The 16,457-nt window shown below is 44.5% G+C and carries 15 protein-coding genes; 6 read left to right on the top strand and 9 right to left on the bottom strand.

What is annotated here, in order from left to right; translation table 11 throughout:
• Positions 1-167: 167 nt before the first annotated feature.
• The 4 genes from ACHUFQ_RS06475 to ACHUFQ_RS06460 form a co-directional block, all read right to left on the bottom strand.
• A complete protein-coding gene (locus tag ACHUFQ_RS06475) occupies positions 168-488 on the bottom strand; it encodes a hypothetical protein (protein WP_138318987.1) in 321 nt (106 codons plus the stop codon).
• Between the two features lie 81 nt (positions 489-569).
• The gene (locus ACHUFQ_RS06470) at positions 570-878 is read right to left on the bottom strand and encodes a hypothetical protein (protein ID WP_394174065.1); all 309 of its coding nucleotides are present in this window, start codon (positions 876-878) and stop codon (positions 570-572) included.
• Positions 879-1,066: 188 nt separating this feature from the next.
• Positions 1,067-1,324, bottom strand: coding sequence for a hypothetical protein (locus tag ACHUFQ_RS06465; protein ID WP_394174063.1), 258 nt, complete (start codon positions 1,322-1,324; stop codon positions 1,067-1,069).
• A gap of 86 nt (positions 1,325-1,410) precedes the next feature.
• Positions 1,411-1,773: a DUF2750 domain-containing protein gene (locus ACHUFQ_RS06460; protein ID WP_394174061.1), complete on the bottom strand. Its 363-nt coding sequence runs from the start codon at positions 1,771-1,773 to the stop codon at positions 1,411-1,413.
• A gap of 416 nt (positions 1,774-2,189) precedes the next feature.
• Here ACHUFQ_RS06460 and ACHUFQ_RS06455 point away from each other — a divergent pair, with 416 nt between their 5' ends.
• The 3 genes from ACHUFQ_RS06455 (at position 2,190) to ACHUFQ_RS06445 (ending at position 4,472) form a co-directional block, all read left to right on the top strand.
• On the top strand, positions 2,190-2,522 hold the full coding sequence (locus ACHUFQ_RS06455) for a hypothetical protein (RefSeq protein ID WP_394174060.1): 333 nt from the start codon (positions 2,190-2,192) through the stop codon (positions 2,520-2,522).
• 138 nt (positions 2,523-2,660) lie between these two features.
• Positions 2,661-4,250 (top strand): AmpG family muropeptide MFS transporter, encoded by a 1,590-nt coding sequence (locus ACHUFQ_RS06450; protein WP_394174058.1) that lies wholly within the window; start codon positions 2,661-2,663, stop codon positions 4,248-4,250.
• Between the two features lie 48 nt (positions 4,251-4,298).
• The gene (locus tag ACHUFQ_RS06445; protein WP_394174057.1) at positions 4,299-4,472 is read left to right on the top strand and encodes a hypothetical protein; all 174 of its coding nucleotides are present in this window, start codon (positions 4,299-4,301) and stop codon (positions 4,470-4,472) included.
• 124 nt (positions 4,473-4,596) lie between these two features.
• Here ACHUFQ_RS06445 and ACHUFQ_RS06440 read toward each other — a convergent pair whose 3' ends face one another.
• Positions 4,597-8,748, bottom strand: a complete 4,152-nt coding sequence (locus ACHUFQ_RS06440; RefSeq protein ID WP_394174056.1) for a hypothetical protein — start codon at positions 8,746-8,748, stop codon at positions 4,597-4,599.
• Positions 8,749-9,011: 263 nt separating this feature from the next.
• On the opposite strand from ACHUFQ_RS06440, the gene ACHUFQ_RS06435 reads away from it, so the two are divergent.
• Both ACHUFQ_RS06435 and ACHUFQ_RS06430 read left to right on the top strand, forming a co-directional pair.
• Entirely contained in the window at positions 9,012-10,391 is a 1,380-nt protein-coding gene (locus ACHUFQ_RS06435; protein WP_394174054.1) for a DEAD/DEAH box helicase, read from the top strand.
• A 130-nt stretch (positions 10,392-10,521) separates the two neighbouring features.
• Complete coding sequence (locus ACHUFQ_RS06430) at positions 10,522-11,250, top strand: ferredoxin--NADP reductase (protein WP_394174052.1); 729 nt, start codon at positions 10,522-10,524, stop codon at positions 11,248-11,250.
• A gap of 24 nt (positions 11,251-11,274) precedes the next feature.
• On the opposite strand, the gene ACHUFQ_RS06425 is transcribed toward ACHUFQ_RS06430, so the two are convergent.
• Positions 11,275-11,670: a hypothetical protein gene (locus tag ACHUFQ_RS06425; RefSeq protein ID WP_394174051.1), complete on the bottom strand. Its 396-nt coding sequence runs from the start codon at positions 11,668-11,670 to the stop codon at positions 11,275-11,277.
• 129 nt (positions 11,671-11,799) lie between these two features.
• Positions 11,800-12,156: a VOC family protein gene (locus ACHUFQ_RS06420; RefSeq protein ID WP_394174049.1), complete on the bottom strand. Its 357-nt coding sequence runs from the start codon at positions 12,154-12,156 to the stop codon at positions 11,800-11,802.
• A gap of 620 nt (positions 12,157-12,776) precedes the next feature.
• Here ACHUFQ_RS06420 and ACHUFQ_RS06415 point away from each other — a divergent pair.
• Positions 12,777-13,028: a superinfection immunity protein gene (locus tag ACHUFQ_RS06415; RefSeq protein WP_394174047.1), complete on the top strand. Its 252-nt coding sequence runs from the start codon at positions 12,777-12,779 to the stop codon at positions 13,026-13,028.
• A 499-nt stretch (positions 13,029-13,527) separates the two neighbouring features.
• On the opposite strand, the gene ACHUFQ_RS06410 is transcribed toward ACHUFQ_RS06415, so the two are convergent.
• Positions 13,528-14,658: a sodium ion-translocating decarboxylase subunit beta gene (locus tag ACHUFQ_RS06410; protein ID WP_394174046.1), complete on the bottom strand. Its 1,131-nt coding sequence runs from the start codon at positions 14,656-14,658 to the stop codon at positions 13,528-13,530.
• A 10-nt stretch (positions 14,659-14,668) separates the two neighbouring features.
• Positions 14,669-16,450 carry a sodium-extruding oxaloacetate decarboxylase subunit alpha gene (gene oadA, locus ACHUFQ_RS06405; RefSeq protein WP_394174044.1) on the bottom strand — a complete coding sequence of 594 codons (1,782 nt, stop codon included), beginning with the start codon at positions 16,448-16,450 and terminating at the stop codon, positions 14,669-14,671.
• Positions 16,451-16,457 lie beyond the last annotated feature (7 nt).

Genomic DNA, 16,457 nt, shown 5'->3' with positions numbered 1-16,457 from the left:
AACGAGCGATTAGGTCGCCTTACTGACTATGCAAGCAACATACTTTAACCAGATGGTTGAGCGTCTGTTGATCGCTCTAAGCAGCCGCTAGCGAACACCTAATTATCAACAACTTACGTTATTTAGGGCGACGTCGAAAATGTGCCACTTGCAGTCATTAAAGTCTATTAAAACTTACGATTTACTAAAGCAAACTTACCTTTTACTCTCTGTCCTCGCATGCGTTCACACCAAAATTTATAAATAGGATAAATTAAAGCAGAACCTATCAAAGAAAAAATAAAGCCTATAAATCCGTACATTAAAGAAGAGAACCAAAACATTGTATTTTCAAAACCTGCATCAGTGAATGTACTGGTTACAATAAAATGAAATGCTATTGAAAAAGATATGGCGACCCCAAAACAAACCCAAATAGCTACAGCCATAAAGGAAGTAAAATTTAACTGTATTCTCGCTTCGTCGCTAAAGTTCTCTTGAACATCCATATTGATTTCCTATCCCAAAATATTTTGAAGCATTGAATTTGGCTACGACTGTAGATCGCTCACACCAGCCGCTCATGACTGTTAATTGGTTTTTACCATAAGCTTTGTTAGCTCATCAAAACTATTAGCAATCTTTACAGCGTATCTAGATTCCATTCCAATAGCTGGCAGAGTAAATATTTCTCCGGCGTTATTTACTGCTAACAATTCGTTACTGCCGCTATCGCCAAATCCGATAAATTCAGGAGCATAATCCTTAAAATTATACTCCAAATTAAATTGCTCTAATTCTTCAGGCTTCCAGAGTATGTACCATAGAGGATCAACTTGTAGTTCACCTTCTATGTAACCACTTTGAATTAGATTACGTATTTTTTGTTTTAGATCCATTTTGATAATTAACAGTTTATTATTGAGCCGAATCCGTGGTATCCATTCAAAGTAACCTGAGTGACTGCAGTTCGCTCGTAAGAGACATTAACCTTTTCAATCTGTTAACGTCAAATTTGTGCCAACAATAGTCCGTTAGCAATTGCTAACATACGAAGATATAGAGGTGTTAACGCCATAGTCTCTTGTTATGTGTAATTTTCAAAAAAGAGCTCTAAGTATTCTTTTGCTGACTCTAATGAAGGCATCATCGCTTTTTCATTTTTCACAGACCATACGGGCAGAGAATATTGGAAATCACTCTCTTTTGAATATAAGTAAGGGAGATAGATACCCTGAATATCTTTAAAAATAACTAACAATAAATCAGAACGGAGCTCTTCGAATTCTACTTTTAAATTATCGTAAGCAGCACTGAACCAAAGTGCTTGATATTTTTCTTCCATGCTTCTATTACTCGTAACAGTTAATTATTTAGTAGGCTCAGTAATATCGATAACAAGAATTTTTGAACGGCTGTTGCTTGCACTTGTTAGGAGGCACTTATTATTTTCTCGAAGTTGTTTATTAACTGCTCTAATGGCAAGTCAAAACCCGATAGATTTTTACCGGCTAAATTTAAATTAACAAATCTATCTTTTTCTTGGAGAATAGGCAGAAGGTTTTTTTTGAAATCTGACCATGACATTCCCTTTGGCTCAATATCTTTAAGTAAATCTGGATTCAGTTTTTTAAGCCTTAGAATTCTTGATTTGGAAGACCAAAGTGGGAATGACACTTTACCACCTTTAACGTCGAATTCTAAAGCTCTACCGTCAGAATATTCACCGAACCAAAGAAGATCATTTTCTGTGGCTTCTTGATAAAACTTCTCTATCTGCGCGCCTACACTCATTTCTAATGACTCCTAACAGTTTATTCTTTTGACAGTAGCTGAGTGACTGTAGCTCGCTCACTAGAGACATTAACCTTTTCAGATAGTTAACGTCAATTCAAGACATACCAGCAATAGCCAACCAAGTCTTAAACTCACACTTGCATCCGGTGAGACATAACGTCGCAACCACACCCTATGAGAGCCGCAGCTCGCAGTTGTCACCCGGTGAGACACAAAGTCGCAACCCCACCTTACGAGAGCCCCAGCTCGCAGTTGTCACCCGATGAGACCTTTAGGTCGCAATCCCTTCCCTTTTCATGCCAAATACGGTAGGTTAGTTTTTAATCAGAAGGGAAATCAGCAAACAGGACGTTGCAGGCAACGCACCGCTGAATTCTTAAAATAATAAATTGCGCTAAATCACTGAGGTTGCCGTGCCAGTCGACCATTTTATCAACGAAAAAATCTCGCAGCTGATGTACTACCTGAATGCGTTGTTAAAAAATGAAGTACATCCAACCGAAATCAATCTGTTTATTTGGGACTGCTTTGAAGAGTGGAACGTCCTGAAAGTCACAGACGATACCCCAAATAACGCCAGAGAACGTGTCTTCTGGCATTTGATGCATGAATTAAAGTTAGGTTCAGGCTCATTAAACGATCTGGAAAGCGACTGGAATCTCAAGTTTGAGATTGAAACCTGCATGGAATTTTTACAAGGCCAGGGCCGCTACCCGATGCACTGTATTGGCTGGCGTCCAGTTTAAATTCTGAACAGTGACGTGTAACGCCTAATTATTGAACACGTCCCTCCTTCTCATTTACATTGTGCACCTGTTTCTCTTGTCTGCGGGCCTTATAGTTTGCTAGTCTCAAGGCAGCGCTAATAATAAAGACCAATCGACGTGCAATCATTCCGACAAACGCTTTCGTATTTTTCGAACCCTAAATTGTTAACCATCTTTTGTTTTGGTATTGCCAGCGGTTTTCCCTGGGTACTGATTGGTTCGGCAATGACCGCCTGGCTTACCGATGAAGGACTTAGTCGTTCATCGGTGGGGTTATTCGGACTCATTTTTGTCGCTTATTCCATTAACTTTCTTTGGTCTCCCCTGGTCGATCGCGTCAAACTACCACTTCTTGGCAACTGGCTGGGGCAACGACGTAGTTGGATATTGTTAACCCAAACGGTCATTGCCGCTTGTGCCTTTTCCCTGTCGTTTTTTGACGCAAGCAGCCAGCTTGCAACCATGGCCTTGATCGGCATGTGTCTGGCAATCAGCTCAGCGACGCAGGATATAGCGATAGATGCCTATAGAATTGACGTGCTCGATCATGATGATGCCAGCATGGCCGCAGGTTCAGCAATGGCAACATCGGGCTGGTGGACCGGATACGCCGGGCTCGGCGCAATTCCATTTTTGCTTATCGATCATTCCAGCCTGTATTGGCCAAATGTGTATCTGGTTTTGACTCTGTTGATGTTGTTATTGATGATCACTGTGTTTGTCGTGGTAGAGCCACAAACCAATCGTCAGCAACAGCAGGATAGTATTCAACAGGCATTTTTAGCTCAGGTGCCTCAACATCCACTGTTAAGTTCTGGGGTCATCGCCTGTATTGGCTTATTAATTACTTTAATCGCCTATGCGGGATTTGGTTTTCCGATCTGGCCAGAGCAACTCCTACCTCGCAGCAATGCAGCGGTTGCCAGCACCCTAATTGGCATAGTTTTGTTGGTCACGATGTTTTACTTGCTAAAAGCGCTGCATCAGCAACCGGCAAACAGTGCATCGACCATGCCTCAAGTAATCAAGGTGAATGGTTTTCACCACTTAATTGCCTGGTTATTGACAACGCTAGTCGCGCCGCTACATGAATTTTTTACCCGCAATGGCACTCGGTTTGCGCTATCGATATTGATGTTTATCTTTTTGTTTAAGCTCGGAGAGGCCTATCTTGGGCGAATGAGTTTAGTTTTTTACAAAGAAGTGGGTTATACCAATACCGATATCGCGGTCTTTTCAAAGTTAATGAACTGGTGGGTTACCATCTTATTTTCATTAATTGGCAGTATTTTTACCATTCGCTTTGGCATCATCAAAGGGTTATTTATCGGTGGTATTGCCATGGCGTTGTCGAATTTAATTTTTTCGGTGATCGCCTTGACCGGTCCAAGTCAATGGTTACTTGGCATTGCCGTGCTTGTAGACGGCTTTACCGGCGCCTGGGGCTCTGTTGCCTTTGTCGCCCTGTTATCGGTGCTTTGCAATCGGACGTTCACTGCCAGCCAATATGCGTTAATGGCATCGATCGGTACCTTTGGTCGGGTAACACTCGGCTCTTATTCCGGGGTCATCGTCGATAGTTTAGACGGTAACTGGGCATTATTTTTTGTATTAACCGCATTAATGGTGATCCCTAGCCTGATATTTTTGTATAGCATTAGAAAGCCATTAGCGAAGATAATTGCAAGCAACAAACAAGCGAGTTAAGCTTTTAATATCAATCAATAAAACAACAATCAGGTAAGTAACCCTATTATGATCCGATTATTTTTCCTAATTCCCATCGTCATGTGCCTGGTTTGGTGGTGGTATTTGAAAAGTCATAATTACACCGCCAAACAGGGGTTCAGAGGTTTTATGTATATCGCCGCATTTAATGCCATCATTATTGGTTTTTTCACCTTGATGATCCACCTCACCGCCGAATAGTCATACCAATTGTATAGTGTTAAGCGTAAGGCGCAATTAATAAAAAACCGGAGCTAGCTTGCTCCGGTTTTTTTTATGGTCATAAACAATGTACATTTATGCCGTTTGATTTATGTATTTTGATTTATGTGTTTTTGGGATCGCTCTCTCGCGACGCTGGGTTCTGTGAAGGATTTTCGGTTTTCACAATTACCGGTTTGGCCATCATAAATCCGTCATCCGTTAAGCGTTTCCAGCCCCACTTAACCCATTGAATAAACGTAAAACTTAGCCACATAACCCAAAGTAACATGACGGCTTTATACACCAGTATCGGTAGACTCAACACCCATATCTGTGGTGTCAGTCCAGCGCTTTTATCGCTGAACCAGTTCAGGCTCCAACTATGGGACTGATTGCCAACAATGCCCATGTCCGGGGCTGAGAGCAAAGCTACGGGAATAATACCGACCAGTCCGACAAGTGTCGCCATCGCTAGCAGTGTGATCCCTATCTTGCCGAGGTTATACCGTCGCCAGTGCGACTCGGTTTGTGGCCGTTGATAAAAACGAAGCGCGGCAAATGTCAGAACGATCATGATAAATACCGACCAGTTATTGGTACTGATACCTAAACCCAACAATAACCATTGCCATAACGACAATGGCGCAAAATTTAACTTTGACAACAATAGGGCCGCTAACACAAATACCACTAATTCGCCCCAATAAACCACAGCCGGTCCAATGCTCGGTCCCGATGTAAATAGCAACCAGCGATCACCGTTTAATGGCATTTGACTCTTGATATTACTGACTGGCACTTTGAGATCAAACACCGGAAACTCACTATGGACCGTTAACCCCTGGTTACGGCTAAATGCCAATCGATATTTATGTTGCCCAGGGGATATCGGTAATACCAGTTGCTGTTGTTGCAATTGCAATTGTAAACGCCGGCCATCACTTAAAGCTTCGGTGAGCTCATATCCTGCTGGAATATCAATGCGATGCTGAGCGGCTTTGGTACTGCGATAATCAAATTCAAGCTCCAATTTAGCCAGTCGCTTGCCCGGCATCCAACGGATTTTGGCATTATCAATTGCCAGGAACTCACCTTGTACAGCCTCAGGTCTGCTGACATTAAAGGTTAAGGTTTCACCTCGTTGCGGTAAGAAGTTAAACTCGAAATAATCATCACCACTCATCTCATAGAGAACCTGAGGCACCCCTTCAAGTGATAGCGTCCAACTCGGACTTGCAATGATCCGCCATTGCTCAATATAGCTATCATTGTCTGCGGCTTGCCAGGCGAACTGAGTGACTCTGGGAATGTTGGAGTGCCAGCTAACCGAATCTTCGGCAGCCGACATTGTCACACTGACCTGATTATCTTTAACCACGACACCTGCACTAAACACCTTCTCTTGTGGTAGCAAAGCAACATTTACATTTATCGCTCCCTTACTTGGCGCCACCCTTTGCACTTCGGTTTCCAGACGCCAGTTCTCGTCAAAATACAGGCGACGATTTACCTTTACAAAAGGTTTAATGCGTTGTTTAACATTACCCGCCGGTTGTTGTTCATAGTTGCTTTTGGGTATCAGTTCTAAGGTATTGTGAGTTAGCTTATTACGGTGAACTCCGGAGATTTCCCAGCCGAGAACCTTCTGCCTGACCGTTTGCGGGCGCTCATCAAAACGAATCGCAATGGTGTCTTGATGGAAGATTTCGCCTTTAAGCTCAATTTGATGGATACCGGGTTCGACCATTAAGTAGGTCTTATCCTGACGTTTTAATAACGCCTTGGCTCGCTGTTCATTAATTAACACCTGCTGCGCCCGCCACTGCGGTGAACTTGGTAAAGCGATAGCGACCGATGCTATTGCATGCACATTCAACATTAACGTTAGTTGCTGTTTGTCAATAACCAGATCAACCGATTGCACGGTCGCGCAATCCGGATCGCACGTTGCAGGCTGCGCCAGCTTTTTTTGTAATTCAAGCAAGAGCTGTTGATCCGGAAAGCCTGCGGCGTGCAGTGGCTCAGATATCAACGATGTGGTCATGGTAAGTAAGCCAAGTACACCAAATCCTAACACGGATTTGCCTTTTGCTTTGCTCTTGGTGACATTACCCTTAAGCCAGTTTTTAACCTGCTCGCCTGAAGCAAAACTGTTTTTGAGCATGAGATAAAGCATCAGCAATAACAGACCTAAGCCACTCAAACGCAATAGATTGTATATGGTCGGCGACAGTATCAGCAAATGAATTTGCTGGCCCTGTTCGACCGGGCTATTCCATCTTGCGCTATAGGAATTCCAACGCCACTGCGGACGTCCGGATCCAGCTTGCAGCGGTGCATTGGCCTGATAACGAGAAATTAATTCGCTGCGTTTTACACGTGACCCGGTCACCTCGATGCGCTCGAATTCATCGTCTGCGCGCTTGCGCTTAGCGGCGGCTTTATATTCCGCATCCGCCAGGCGTCGCTCTTCTAATGCCTGTGGCGCAAAAGCTTCAACCGATGCGCTTCGTTGCAGCTTATCAGCGACATATTGGTGTTCAAGCTGCGGGTAAACTACCAAGCGCAATTGGGTAGCCATAAAGTAAGCACTGGCTAACAAGGCTATCAACACCGTGGTTTTGGCTAAGGCCTTTGCAATAAAACCAAACCTTGTTGTATGGATTTGGCGCTGCAAGGCCACAAACAATAATGCGACACCAATGGCGATAACCGGGGCACCCGGTTCATGATAAATCAATACCAGAGCAATCATGCTCAGCGCCGCGATAGGTTTATTGAATAAACTGGCAATCAAGCCGGTGATCAATAAAACCACAAAGCTATTCCAAAGGTTCCATTTATCCAACCAGGTGTTAGAGGTATGGTCAGCACCAAATAACGCAAATAACCGGTACGATGGCGGTAATTGAATGGCATAGTTGATGGTATCAAAGGATTGCTGCCAGCCGGTGATATTAAACGTCGAAATCGAGGTGATTTGTCCCTGAGCATGAATATCCAGATGGTGATAACGGTTTTCAATACCGCGCACCTCATCAACCTGACTGACCAATAAGGTGCCGTCCTGATCTTGTCCGGATTCCAGACGATAAGGGCTGGGCATGGACAGGCGCCAGTTTTTGAGCATTTTGCCGGTTAAGTGATCCCGAAACGTAAATCCCTGACCATCAAAATTGAGCCACAGATTGCGTTGCAACATCAGCTGATTGCGGATCTGGGCCGACATTCCCCGGTGGCTAACGTCAATGTGTAAATTCGACTTATCATCTAGCAGATAGCCCGGCAGTTCTTGCCATTCACCTGGTAACGTAGCCTGAGAGGTATCCGCTGGCGCCGGGCCAGTGATTTTTGACATGCGAAACGACTCATCTGGCGCATACACCCAGATTTCCTGTTCTGGCCACGGTGAGGTTATCCTTGGTCGGGTAATCGTCAGCTGGTCTTGTCTTGCTCTGGCCTGTATTTCCACTTCCCAGTCACCTGGTAACGCCTTGATATGCAATTGCCCCTGGCCATCTAAATACGTCGGGAGATCCGATTCAATGCCCGTTAGGGTAAATCCTTCGGGTAACGCCTGGCCAAGATTTTCTTCCCTTGCCTGACCATACACCTTTAAGGTCAGCAAGGTAGTTAAACTCAGATACGGTCCATCTTCCAGCAAGCGGGTAACATCGATGGTCATTTCATTGGCCTCAACGCGAGCAAGCTGTGGCGCACCAAGCCAGAGTTCACCACCTTCGAGGCGAAGGTTTTCTTTTTTGTCACCATTAACGCTTAGTTCAAATAAAGCCGTTTGTGGCGGGATCCCTAATTGCTTTGGTATGTGTTGCCAGTGAAATTCACCACGGATCTGATAATCGCCTTTCGGTAACAATACATGCGGTCTTCCCTGATGACGTACAACCGCGACCGTTTTTTGGTTTGCGGTAACATTTTCTGGCCACACCCAGTTATCACCAGGTAATGCCACCCAACTTTCCTTATTCAGAACCAGCCAGCGCTGGGAAAATTCACCGGTATTGGTGTTTAAATCGAGAATAAGGGGAGAATTCCAGGCGCAAATATGATGGCTAATGTTATTAAATGGTAAGCGATTTATATTAGGACACTGCAAGTCCTGAATATCGGCTTGCACCCATGACTGCCAGGGTTGCAAAGACTTGGGGATATCCTGCAGATTGCTATTTTGTGCAGCCACTGGATTGCTAAGCGGAACCACCACCGCAAACAGCAATACTAAGACGCGTGCAACATTTTCCAAAAACCGCATACCAATTCCTTTTAAAAAGTCGAATAACGAGTTCATCAATCGTTAAACTAACAACAAAAACGTGGGTTAACAATAAGTTAATAACCAGCATCGATTAGCCCGTTGATTGCCGTTCAATAGCTATCAAGCGTTCAGCGAATCCATCGTGTTACCCTGATCGCATAAAAGCAATTAGGTTGCGCTACACGTTGCTATACTGTACCCTGCAGCACCGCTATTAAGTCCCTGTACCTGGGTTCATTTTCTTCCACATTGAGACATCTATGAGTTTTGACACTCTGGGCCTTAGCCCGGCAATCGTAAAAAATCTAGCGCAACAAAATTACCAAACGCCAACCCCGATACAGGAGCAGGCGATTCCTGCGGTGCTCTCTGGCAAAGACGTCATGGCGGCCGCGCAAACTGGCACCGGTAAAACCGCCGGTTTCACTCTGCCAATACTAGAACGATTGAGCAAGGGAGAAAGGGTTAAGAGCAATCACATCCGAGCATTAATCCTAACCCCTACCCGCGAATTGGCCGCTCAAGTGGCAGAAAGTGTACAAACCTATGGAACCGGTTTAGATCTTTCTTCGGCCGTGGTATTTGGCGGTGTAAAAATTAACCCACAGATGATGCGCCTGAGAAAGGGGGTCGACATTCTGATCGCCACACCTGGTCGCTTACTGGATTTGTATCAGCAGAATGCGGTGAAATTTTCTCAGGTAGAAGTATTAGTGCTCGATGAAGCGGATCGCATGCTGGATATGGGCTTTATCCGGGATATCAATAAGATCATCGACCTGCTACCGAAAACGCGTCAAAACTTATTGTTCTCGGCAACCTTTTCCGATGATATAAAAGCGCTGGCTAAAAAGCTGGTTGATAATCCGGTCGAAATTTCCGTTACCCCGGCAAATGCAACTGCGGTAACCGTAGAGCAATTCGTATACCCGACTGACAAGAATAAGAAACCCAAGTTACTTTCGTATCTGATTGGCCACCATAACTGGCAGCAAGTATTGATCTTCTGTAAAACCAAACATGGGGCAAATCGCTTAACTAAGCACCTTGAAGCCGATGGTATTAGCGCTTTAGCAATTCATGGTAACAAAAGTCAGGGCGCGCGCACGAAAGCACTGGCACAGTTTAAAGAAGGCACCATTAGAGCATTAGTGGCAACAGACATTGCCGCTCGTGGACTGGATATCGACCAACTACCACAAGTGGTGAATTTTGAGCTTCCCCATGTCGCTGAAGATTACGTGCACCGTATTGGCCGTACCGGTCGTGCTGGTAGCACGGGTCAGGCAGTGTCGTTGGTGTGTGCCGATGAATTTAAGTTATTGGTCGCCATTGAGCGTTTGAGTCAAAAGCTCATTCCTCGCGAAGAAATAGCGGGCTTCGAGGCCGCAAATCCGTTGCCAAAATCCCACGACATTCGCCCATTCAAAGCGAAAAAGCCGAAAAAAATAAAACCGCCAAAAGTTGAGCATCAAGATGGTCAACGCAGTGCAGATGTTGCCCGGGGTCATAAACCACCGGGGCAAAAACGTCCCGCAAGTGCGGATAATCCTTATGCAAAAAACACCTCCAATCGTCGTCGAGGCAAACCTGGCGGTAGTGCATCGAGCAAACCAAGGCGGCCGGCAAAGTCTTCTTAAGCGATTTTATCCAGGTCCTTAAAGGAATAGCGTGGTTAGTCGCGATTAAATCAGGTGATAAGATTCAGTTGCTTAGTTGAGATAACTTCGCTATAAACGAAGCATCACCTCAGCAATCAAGGCTGACTGCATGCAAGACAGATTTGTAAAGGGCGAAGTCATCGACATTACGCATTTCGATGGCGGTTGTTTTGCGATTAAAGCGAAAGCGAATATACCGCCCTATTCTGCGGGTCAATTTACTAAACTAGGTTTAATGATTGATGGCAAGATCGTCAGTCGAGCCTATTCGTTTATCAGCCATCCTGACGATGACTACCAGGAGTTTTATCTGGTAGAAGTCGCCGACGGCATTCTCTCGCCAAAACTTAAAGCGTTAGCGCCTGGCGATGAAATTTTTTTATATAAGAATGCCAATGGGTTGATTACCCACCAACGGCTGCCTGAAGCCAATAATCTGTGGTTTTGGGTAACCGGTACTGGCGTTGGTTTGGCATTGTCTTTAATTAAAGATCGACAGATCCAAAAAAAATATCAGGACTTTGTTATTTTGCATGGCATCACCGATGCAACAAAAATTCACTATCAACAGGCACTTGCTGACCTCGGGGAAAACGTACACTATTATCCCGTCGTGAGCCGAGATCCCAGCACCAATCTACTGCAAGGTCGCATCACCCACTTTTATCAAGGGTTGCAAGCGCATATACCTCAACCACTGGCGCCAGAGCATTCGCACATTATTCTGTGCGGAAATCCAGCAATGATAAATGATGCAAATGCGTTACTAACAGAACATGGGTTTGAGAAACACCGCACCCGAACGCCCGGCCATATTACAATGGAGCGTTATTGGTGATGGATAATTTAGCTTCAGTTAAGATTAGAAGCGCTTTTTCTTAAGCTTGACGTCAAGTCCATCGAGATTGGTGTCATCGATGGTCAGTTTAAATTTCTCGCCGTTCATACGGTTACGAAACTGCACTTCTTCACCATCTTCTTTATCAACATCATAGCCTTTAACTTCACCGTCCAGTTGCCGGCGGGTGATACGTGCGGCCTGATTTTCGCGAGTACCTTTTTCAATTTCAATAACCGCTGTTAGCACTTCGTCACTGCCCTTTTCCTGAAAAGACAGGGTGTAAGAACCATCTTTTTTGGCTTTTCCATCGAAATAAATGCGCCACTCATTAGAATAATCATCCGCATAACTGTTAACGCTAAACACGCTGCACAGTATAACGATAAAGGTGGCAAGCTTTAGTTGCTGTATTTTCATAACGACCTCAAATAACAATGGAATTACAGGCTAAAACTATAGCAGAGAATCGTAATTCGACACTTGCATTGCGATATAAAAACCTTAGCATTTACCAAGATTAGCAACGGATATTGGTAACGATTTGCCTTAGGTTATGTCCGTCCATACTGCCAATTCATTGCCATTAGGATCATTGAAGTGAAAACGACGACCACCAGGGAAAGCAAATAATGGCGTACTGATCACACCGCCATATTTGACAATTTTTTCTTCCGTGCTGGCAATATCACGACTGTACAACACGATCAGGACCGAGCCGGTTTGCTGACGACTTTGACAATCTGCCTGATAAAAACCGCCATCAATTATGCCATCGTTAAAGGCAAGATAGGTATCGCCATACTCGGTGAATTGCCATTGAAAAACCTGCTCATAAAACTTGCGAGTATTTATTAAATCTCTGGCTGGCAGTTCCAGATAATTGATTTTCTCGTGCTTGGGCATAATGACTGACCTTATCGGTTGTTGGATTTGCGTTAAACGTAACATTAGATGTGACAACAAGCCAAGCTTTGGAACCAAGGCCTTTGTTGGTCAATGCCAGTCATTCTATTCTCCCCTCGCCATCCACGACAATTAACTCTTTTAAAAAACAGACATTTACGTTAAGTTAGCCGATACAAGTGAACGATACCCTATGGGGCGAAGTATTGTCAGCTTGATAAATTGCCACTGAGTGACTCTCACGATTTCTTACTTATACCAATCACATTAAGTTTGTGGACAACTCAGAGTTAGGGCAGAGGTTCAGTTACAACATAGATTTCATTGATATAGTCAATCTATATTATTGAAATATAGGGTCGTAAATGGGCCTTAAGATAAACTCCCTACGGGTGAGTATTAAAGGCGTTTATCCTACGTTACTGATTTTGACAATGGAACGACCATTCTCTGCAATCAAAGCCTTGTCTAAAAGCCTTTAAATTCTCACTGAGTGAGCAATAATTTAATGTGATTGGTATTAAGTGCTCGCGCGATAGCGCACGTATGTTGCATTGCGCCGATTTGAATCGACAATAATTTTGAAACAATCATATTTAAAAAATGGAAGGTAGTAGAAAATGGAAATATTCGATAGCGTATTCACCAGTGATAATTACGGACTGATCATCATCGTTTGTATCATTAGCCTTGTACTTTGGTTTTTGCCAGCAATGCTGGCGTTACTCTTTAATCGTAAGCACTTTAAGCTAATCCTTGTCGCGTGTATCCCTGCAGGCTTTTCATTAATCGCCTGGAGCGGCGTATTAGTGTGGGCGGTAACAGGAAAAGCGGTTGAAAAGTATACCAAAAAAGAAGAACCTGGCACTTAAGGTCGGTGGTTTAGTGCATTAAACCACGATCAGATGTTGGGGATTTATACCAATCTGACCAGACATGGTTACGCGGCAATAGCACGTGTAATACCAATCACATTAAGTTTGTGCACAACTCAGAGTTGGGCAGAGGTTCAGTTACAACATAGATTTTATTGATATAGTCATTCTATATTAATGAAATATAGGGCCGTAAATGGACCTTAAGATAAACTCCCTGCGGGTGAGTTTTAAAGGCATTTATGCTGCGTTACTGATTTTGACCGATTTTGAGATAATGGAATAACCATTCTCTGCAATCAAAGCCTTGCCTAAAAGCCTTTAAATTCTCACGGAGTGAGCAATAATTTAATGTGATTGGTATAAAAGGAAATGTTGTGAAGCAACGGTCAATTCATTGACAACGAATTGGACCGGTTAACATAGAAGAATTGAGTACGACAGACCTGCCGTACTCAATCGATTAACGATTTATCGATATTGCCGCAACTTGGCGTTAGCCGACAAGCGCAAGCAATACCCCGGCAGCAACCGCTGAGCCTAAAACACCGGCAACGTTTGGTCCCATCGCGTGCATTAACAAGAAGTTTTGCGCATTAGACTCCAGACCTACTTTGTTGACAACCCGGGCAGCCATAGGCACCGCAGAAACACCTGCGGCACCGACCAATGGATTGATCGGATCTTTGGAAACCTTACTCATCAATTTCGCCATAAGTACCCCGGCGGCAGTACCTATGGAAAACGCAACGGCACCTAGCGCGAGAATCCCTAATGTTTCAGCATTTAAGAATGCATCGGCGCTCAACTTAGAGCCAACCCCTAAGCCAAGGAATATCGTAACAATATTGATTAACTCATTTTGCGCCGTCGTACTTAAACGATCCACCACACCACATTCACGCATTAAGTTACCCAGACAGAACATGCCAACCAATGGCGTCGCCGCAGGCAAGAACAGAATTGTCATCATCAATACCGCTAATGGGAATATAATTTTCTCAAATTTGGTGACATGACGAAGCTGTTTCATTTCAATCTTACGTTCTTTTTCATTCGTCAGCGCTTTCATGATGGGCGGCTGGATGATCGGCACCAGTGCCATATATGAATATGCGGCAACGGCAATAGCACCGAGTAATTCCGGAGCAAGTTTAGATGCCAGGAATATGGCTGTAGGCCCGTCGGCACCGCCAATAATGGCAATTGCGGATGCGTCTTTTAGGGTAAAATCAAAGCCCGGGATCATATTCAGGGCAATCGCACCAAATAATGTCGCAAAAATACCAAACTGTGCCGCGGCGCCAAGCAATAACATTCTTGGATTCGCAATCAAGGCACCAAAGTCGGTCATCGCACCAACGCCCATAAAGATCAATAACGGAAAAATCCCGGTATCAATCCCCGCATCATAAACGTATTTCAGCAGCCCACCAGCTTCGGTAAAACCAGCCAAGGGTATATTGGTCAGTATTGCCCCAAAACCGATAGGTAATAGCAGCAAGGGTTCAAACTTTCGGGCGATTGCCAGATACAATAATCCAAGGCCAACGGCCATCATGATCAATTGCTTGTAATGAAAGTTTGCCAGTCCCGTGGATTCCCAGAGGGTAATTATCGACTCCATAGTAACTGCCCTATCCTAAATTCAGTAATGCATCGCCAACGGCGACAGAATCACCTTCTTTGACCAAAATTCCAGTAACCGTACCAGGGGTGACTGCGCGAATTTCAGTTTCCATTTTCATCGCTTCCATGATCATCACCACATCACCGGCATTAACCGCTTCGCCTTCACTGACCATTACCTTAAAAATATTACCGGCAAGTGGGGCATTTAACGTTTCGGAGCTATCAACCGATGCCGATTGTTTAATCGCATCATCACCAGCGGGGGCAATATTCTCAATGGTACCGCCTGGCGCTACCACAACGTCATAGACTTTCCCGTCAACGCGAACAGAATAACTTTCCGGACCACCTGAACCAGAACTTGTCGCGGTAGGTGCCGCGGCAGTTACAACATCATCTTTGCTTGGCACAGGTTCAAAGGCATCAGGATTATTGCGGTTTTCCAGAAACTTCAAGCCGATTTGAGGGAACAAGGCATAAGTTAAGACATCATCAATGCTCTCTTGTGCCAGCTCAATGCCCTTTTCAGCGGCCAAACTTTGCAGTTCTTCGGTTAGTTTATCCATTTCTGGTGTTAATAAATCTGCGGGACGACAGGTAACGGCTTCCTCGCCTGCCAACACACGCTCTTGCAATTGCGCGTTTACGGTATCTGGTGTCGCACCATACTCACCCTTTAATACACCAGCCGTTTCTTTGGTAATGGATTTATAACGCTCACCGGTTAATACGTTAAGAACCGATTGGGTACCTACAATCTGTGACGTTGGGGTTACCAAAGGGATATAACCCAAATCTTTACGGACTTTAGGTATTTCGGTTAAGACTTCATCAAGCTTATCAGCAGCGCCCTGCTCTTTAAGCTGACTCTCCATGTTGGTTAACATGCCACCTGGCACCTGCGCCAGTAAAATCCGTGCATCAACGCCTTTCAGGCTACCTTCAAATTTGGCATATTTTTCACGTACATCGCGAAAGTAAGCTGCGACTTCGGCAAGTTTGACCATATCCAGGCCGGTATCACGCTCGCGCCCTTCAACAATCGATACAATGGATTCTGTGGGTGAGTGACCATAAGTCATACTCATTGAAGAAATTGACGTATCGATGACATCAACACCTGCATCGATTGCTTTCATATGGGTTGCAACACTTAACCCCGTGGTTGCATGACAATGCAAAGCAATGGGTAAAGAAACTGATTCTTTGATGCCCGCAATAAGCTCTTGAGCATCATAAGGGTTTAGCAGGCCGGACATATCTTTAATACACAGAGAGTGTGCGCCCATGTCTTCGAGTTTACGTGCCATGGTTAACCAACCCTGTAGAGTGTGTACCGGGCTCTCGGTATACGACAGTGTGGCTTGCGCATGTGCACCAACTTTAACCGCCGCTTTAATCGCGGTTTCCAGATTGCGGGTATCGTTCATTGCATCGAAAATGCGAAATACGTCGATGCCATTAACATGTGCACGCTCAACAAACTTTTCGACCACATCGTCTGCATAGTGACGATAACCAAGAATATTCTGACCACGGAATAACATTTGCTGTTTGGTTTTTGGCATTGCCGCTTTTAGCGAGCGAATACGATGCCAGGGATCTTCACCTAAATAGCGGATGCATGAATCAAACGTTGCGCCACCCCAGGATTCAATCGACCAAAAACCGATTTCATCCAGTGTTGGAGCGATGGGTAACATATCCTCCAATCGCATCCGAGTTGCCAGCAACGACTGGTGGCCATCTCTTAGCACGAGTTCCGTAATACCTAATGGATTAGTCATGCAATAC

Source organism: Thalassotalea litorea (assembly GCF_043642205.1).
GTDB lineage: Bacteria > Pseudomonadota > Gammaproteobacteria > Enterobacterales > Alteromonadaceae > Thalassotalea_A > Thalassotalea_A litorea.
This window is presented reverse-complemented; position numbering and strand designations above follow the sequence as displayed.

Excerpts from the sequence above, each read along its gene's own strand:
- ACHUFQ_RS06440 (WP_394174056.1), bottom strand. The coding sequence starts at position 8,748 with ATGCGGTTTTTGGAAAATGTTGCACGCGTCTTAGTATTGCTGTTTGCG.
- oadA (WP_394174044.1), bottom strand. The coding sequence starts at position 16,450 with ATGACTAATCCATTAGGTATTACGGAACTCGTGCTAAGAGATGGCCAC.
- ACHUFQ_RS06475 (WP_138318987.1), bottom strand. The coding sequence starts at position 488 with ATGGATGTTCAAGAGAACTTTAGCGACGAAGCGAGAATACAGTTAAAT.
- ACHUFQ_RS06445 (WP_394174057.1), top strand. The coding sequence starts at position 4,299 with ATGATCCGATTATTTTTCCTAATTCCCATCGTCATGTGCCTGGTTTGG.
- ACHUFQ_RS06465 (WP_394174063.1), bottom strand. The coding sequence starts at position 1,324 with ATGGAAGAAAAATATCAAGCACTTTGGTTCAGTGCTGCTTACGATAAT.
- ACHUFQ_RS06470 (WP_394174065.1), bottom strand. The coding sequence starts at position 878 with ATGGATCTAAAACAAAAAATACGTAATCTAATTCAAAGTGGTTACATA.
- ACHUFQ_RS06420 (WP_394174049.1), bottom strand. The coding sequence starts at position 12,156 with ATGCCCAAGCACGAGAAAATCAATTATCTGGAACTGCCAGCCAGAGAT.
- ACHUFQ_RS06415 (WP_394174047.1), top strand. The coding sequence starts at position 12,777 with ATGGAAATATTCGATAGCGTATTCACCAGTGATAATTACGGACTGATC.
- ACHUFQ_RS06460 (WP_394174061.1), bottom strand. The coding sequence starts at position 1,773 with ATGAGTGTAGGCGCGCAGATAGAGAAGTTTTATCAAGAAGCCACAGAA.
- ACHUFQ_RS06435 (WP_394174054.1), top strand. The coding sequence starts at position 9,012 with ATGAGTTTTGACACTCTGGGCCTTAGCCCGGCAATCGTAAAAAATCTA.
- ACHUFQ_RS06410 (WP_394174046.1), bottom strand. The coding sequence starts at position 14,658 with ATGGAGTCGATAATTACCCTCTGGGAATCCACGGGACTGGCAAACTTT.
- ACHUFQ_RS06425 (WP_394174051.1), bottom strand. The coding sequence starts at position 11,670 with ATGAAAATACAGCAACTAAAGCTTGCCACCTTTATCGTTATACTGTGC.
- ACHUFQ_RS06430 (WP_394174052.1), top strand. The coding sequence starts at position 10,522 with ATGCAAGACAGATTTGTAAAGGGCGAAGTCATCGACATTACGCATTTC.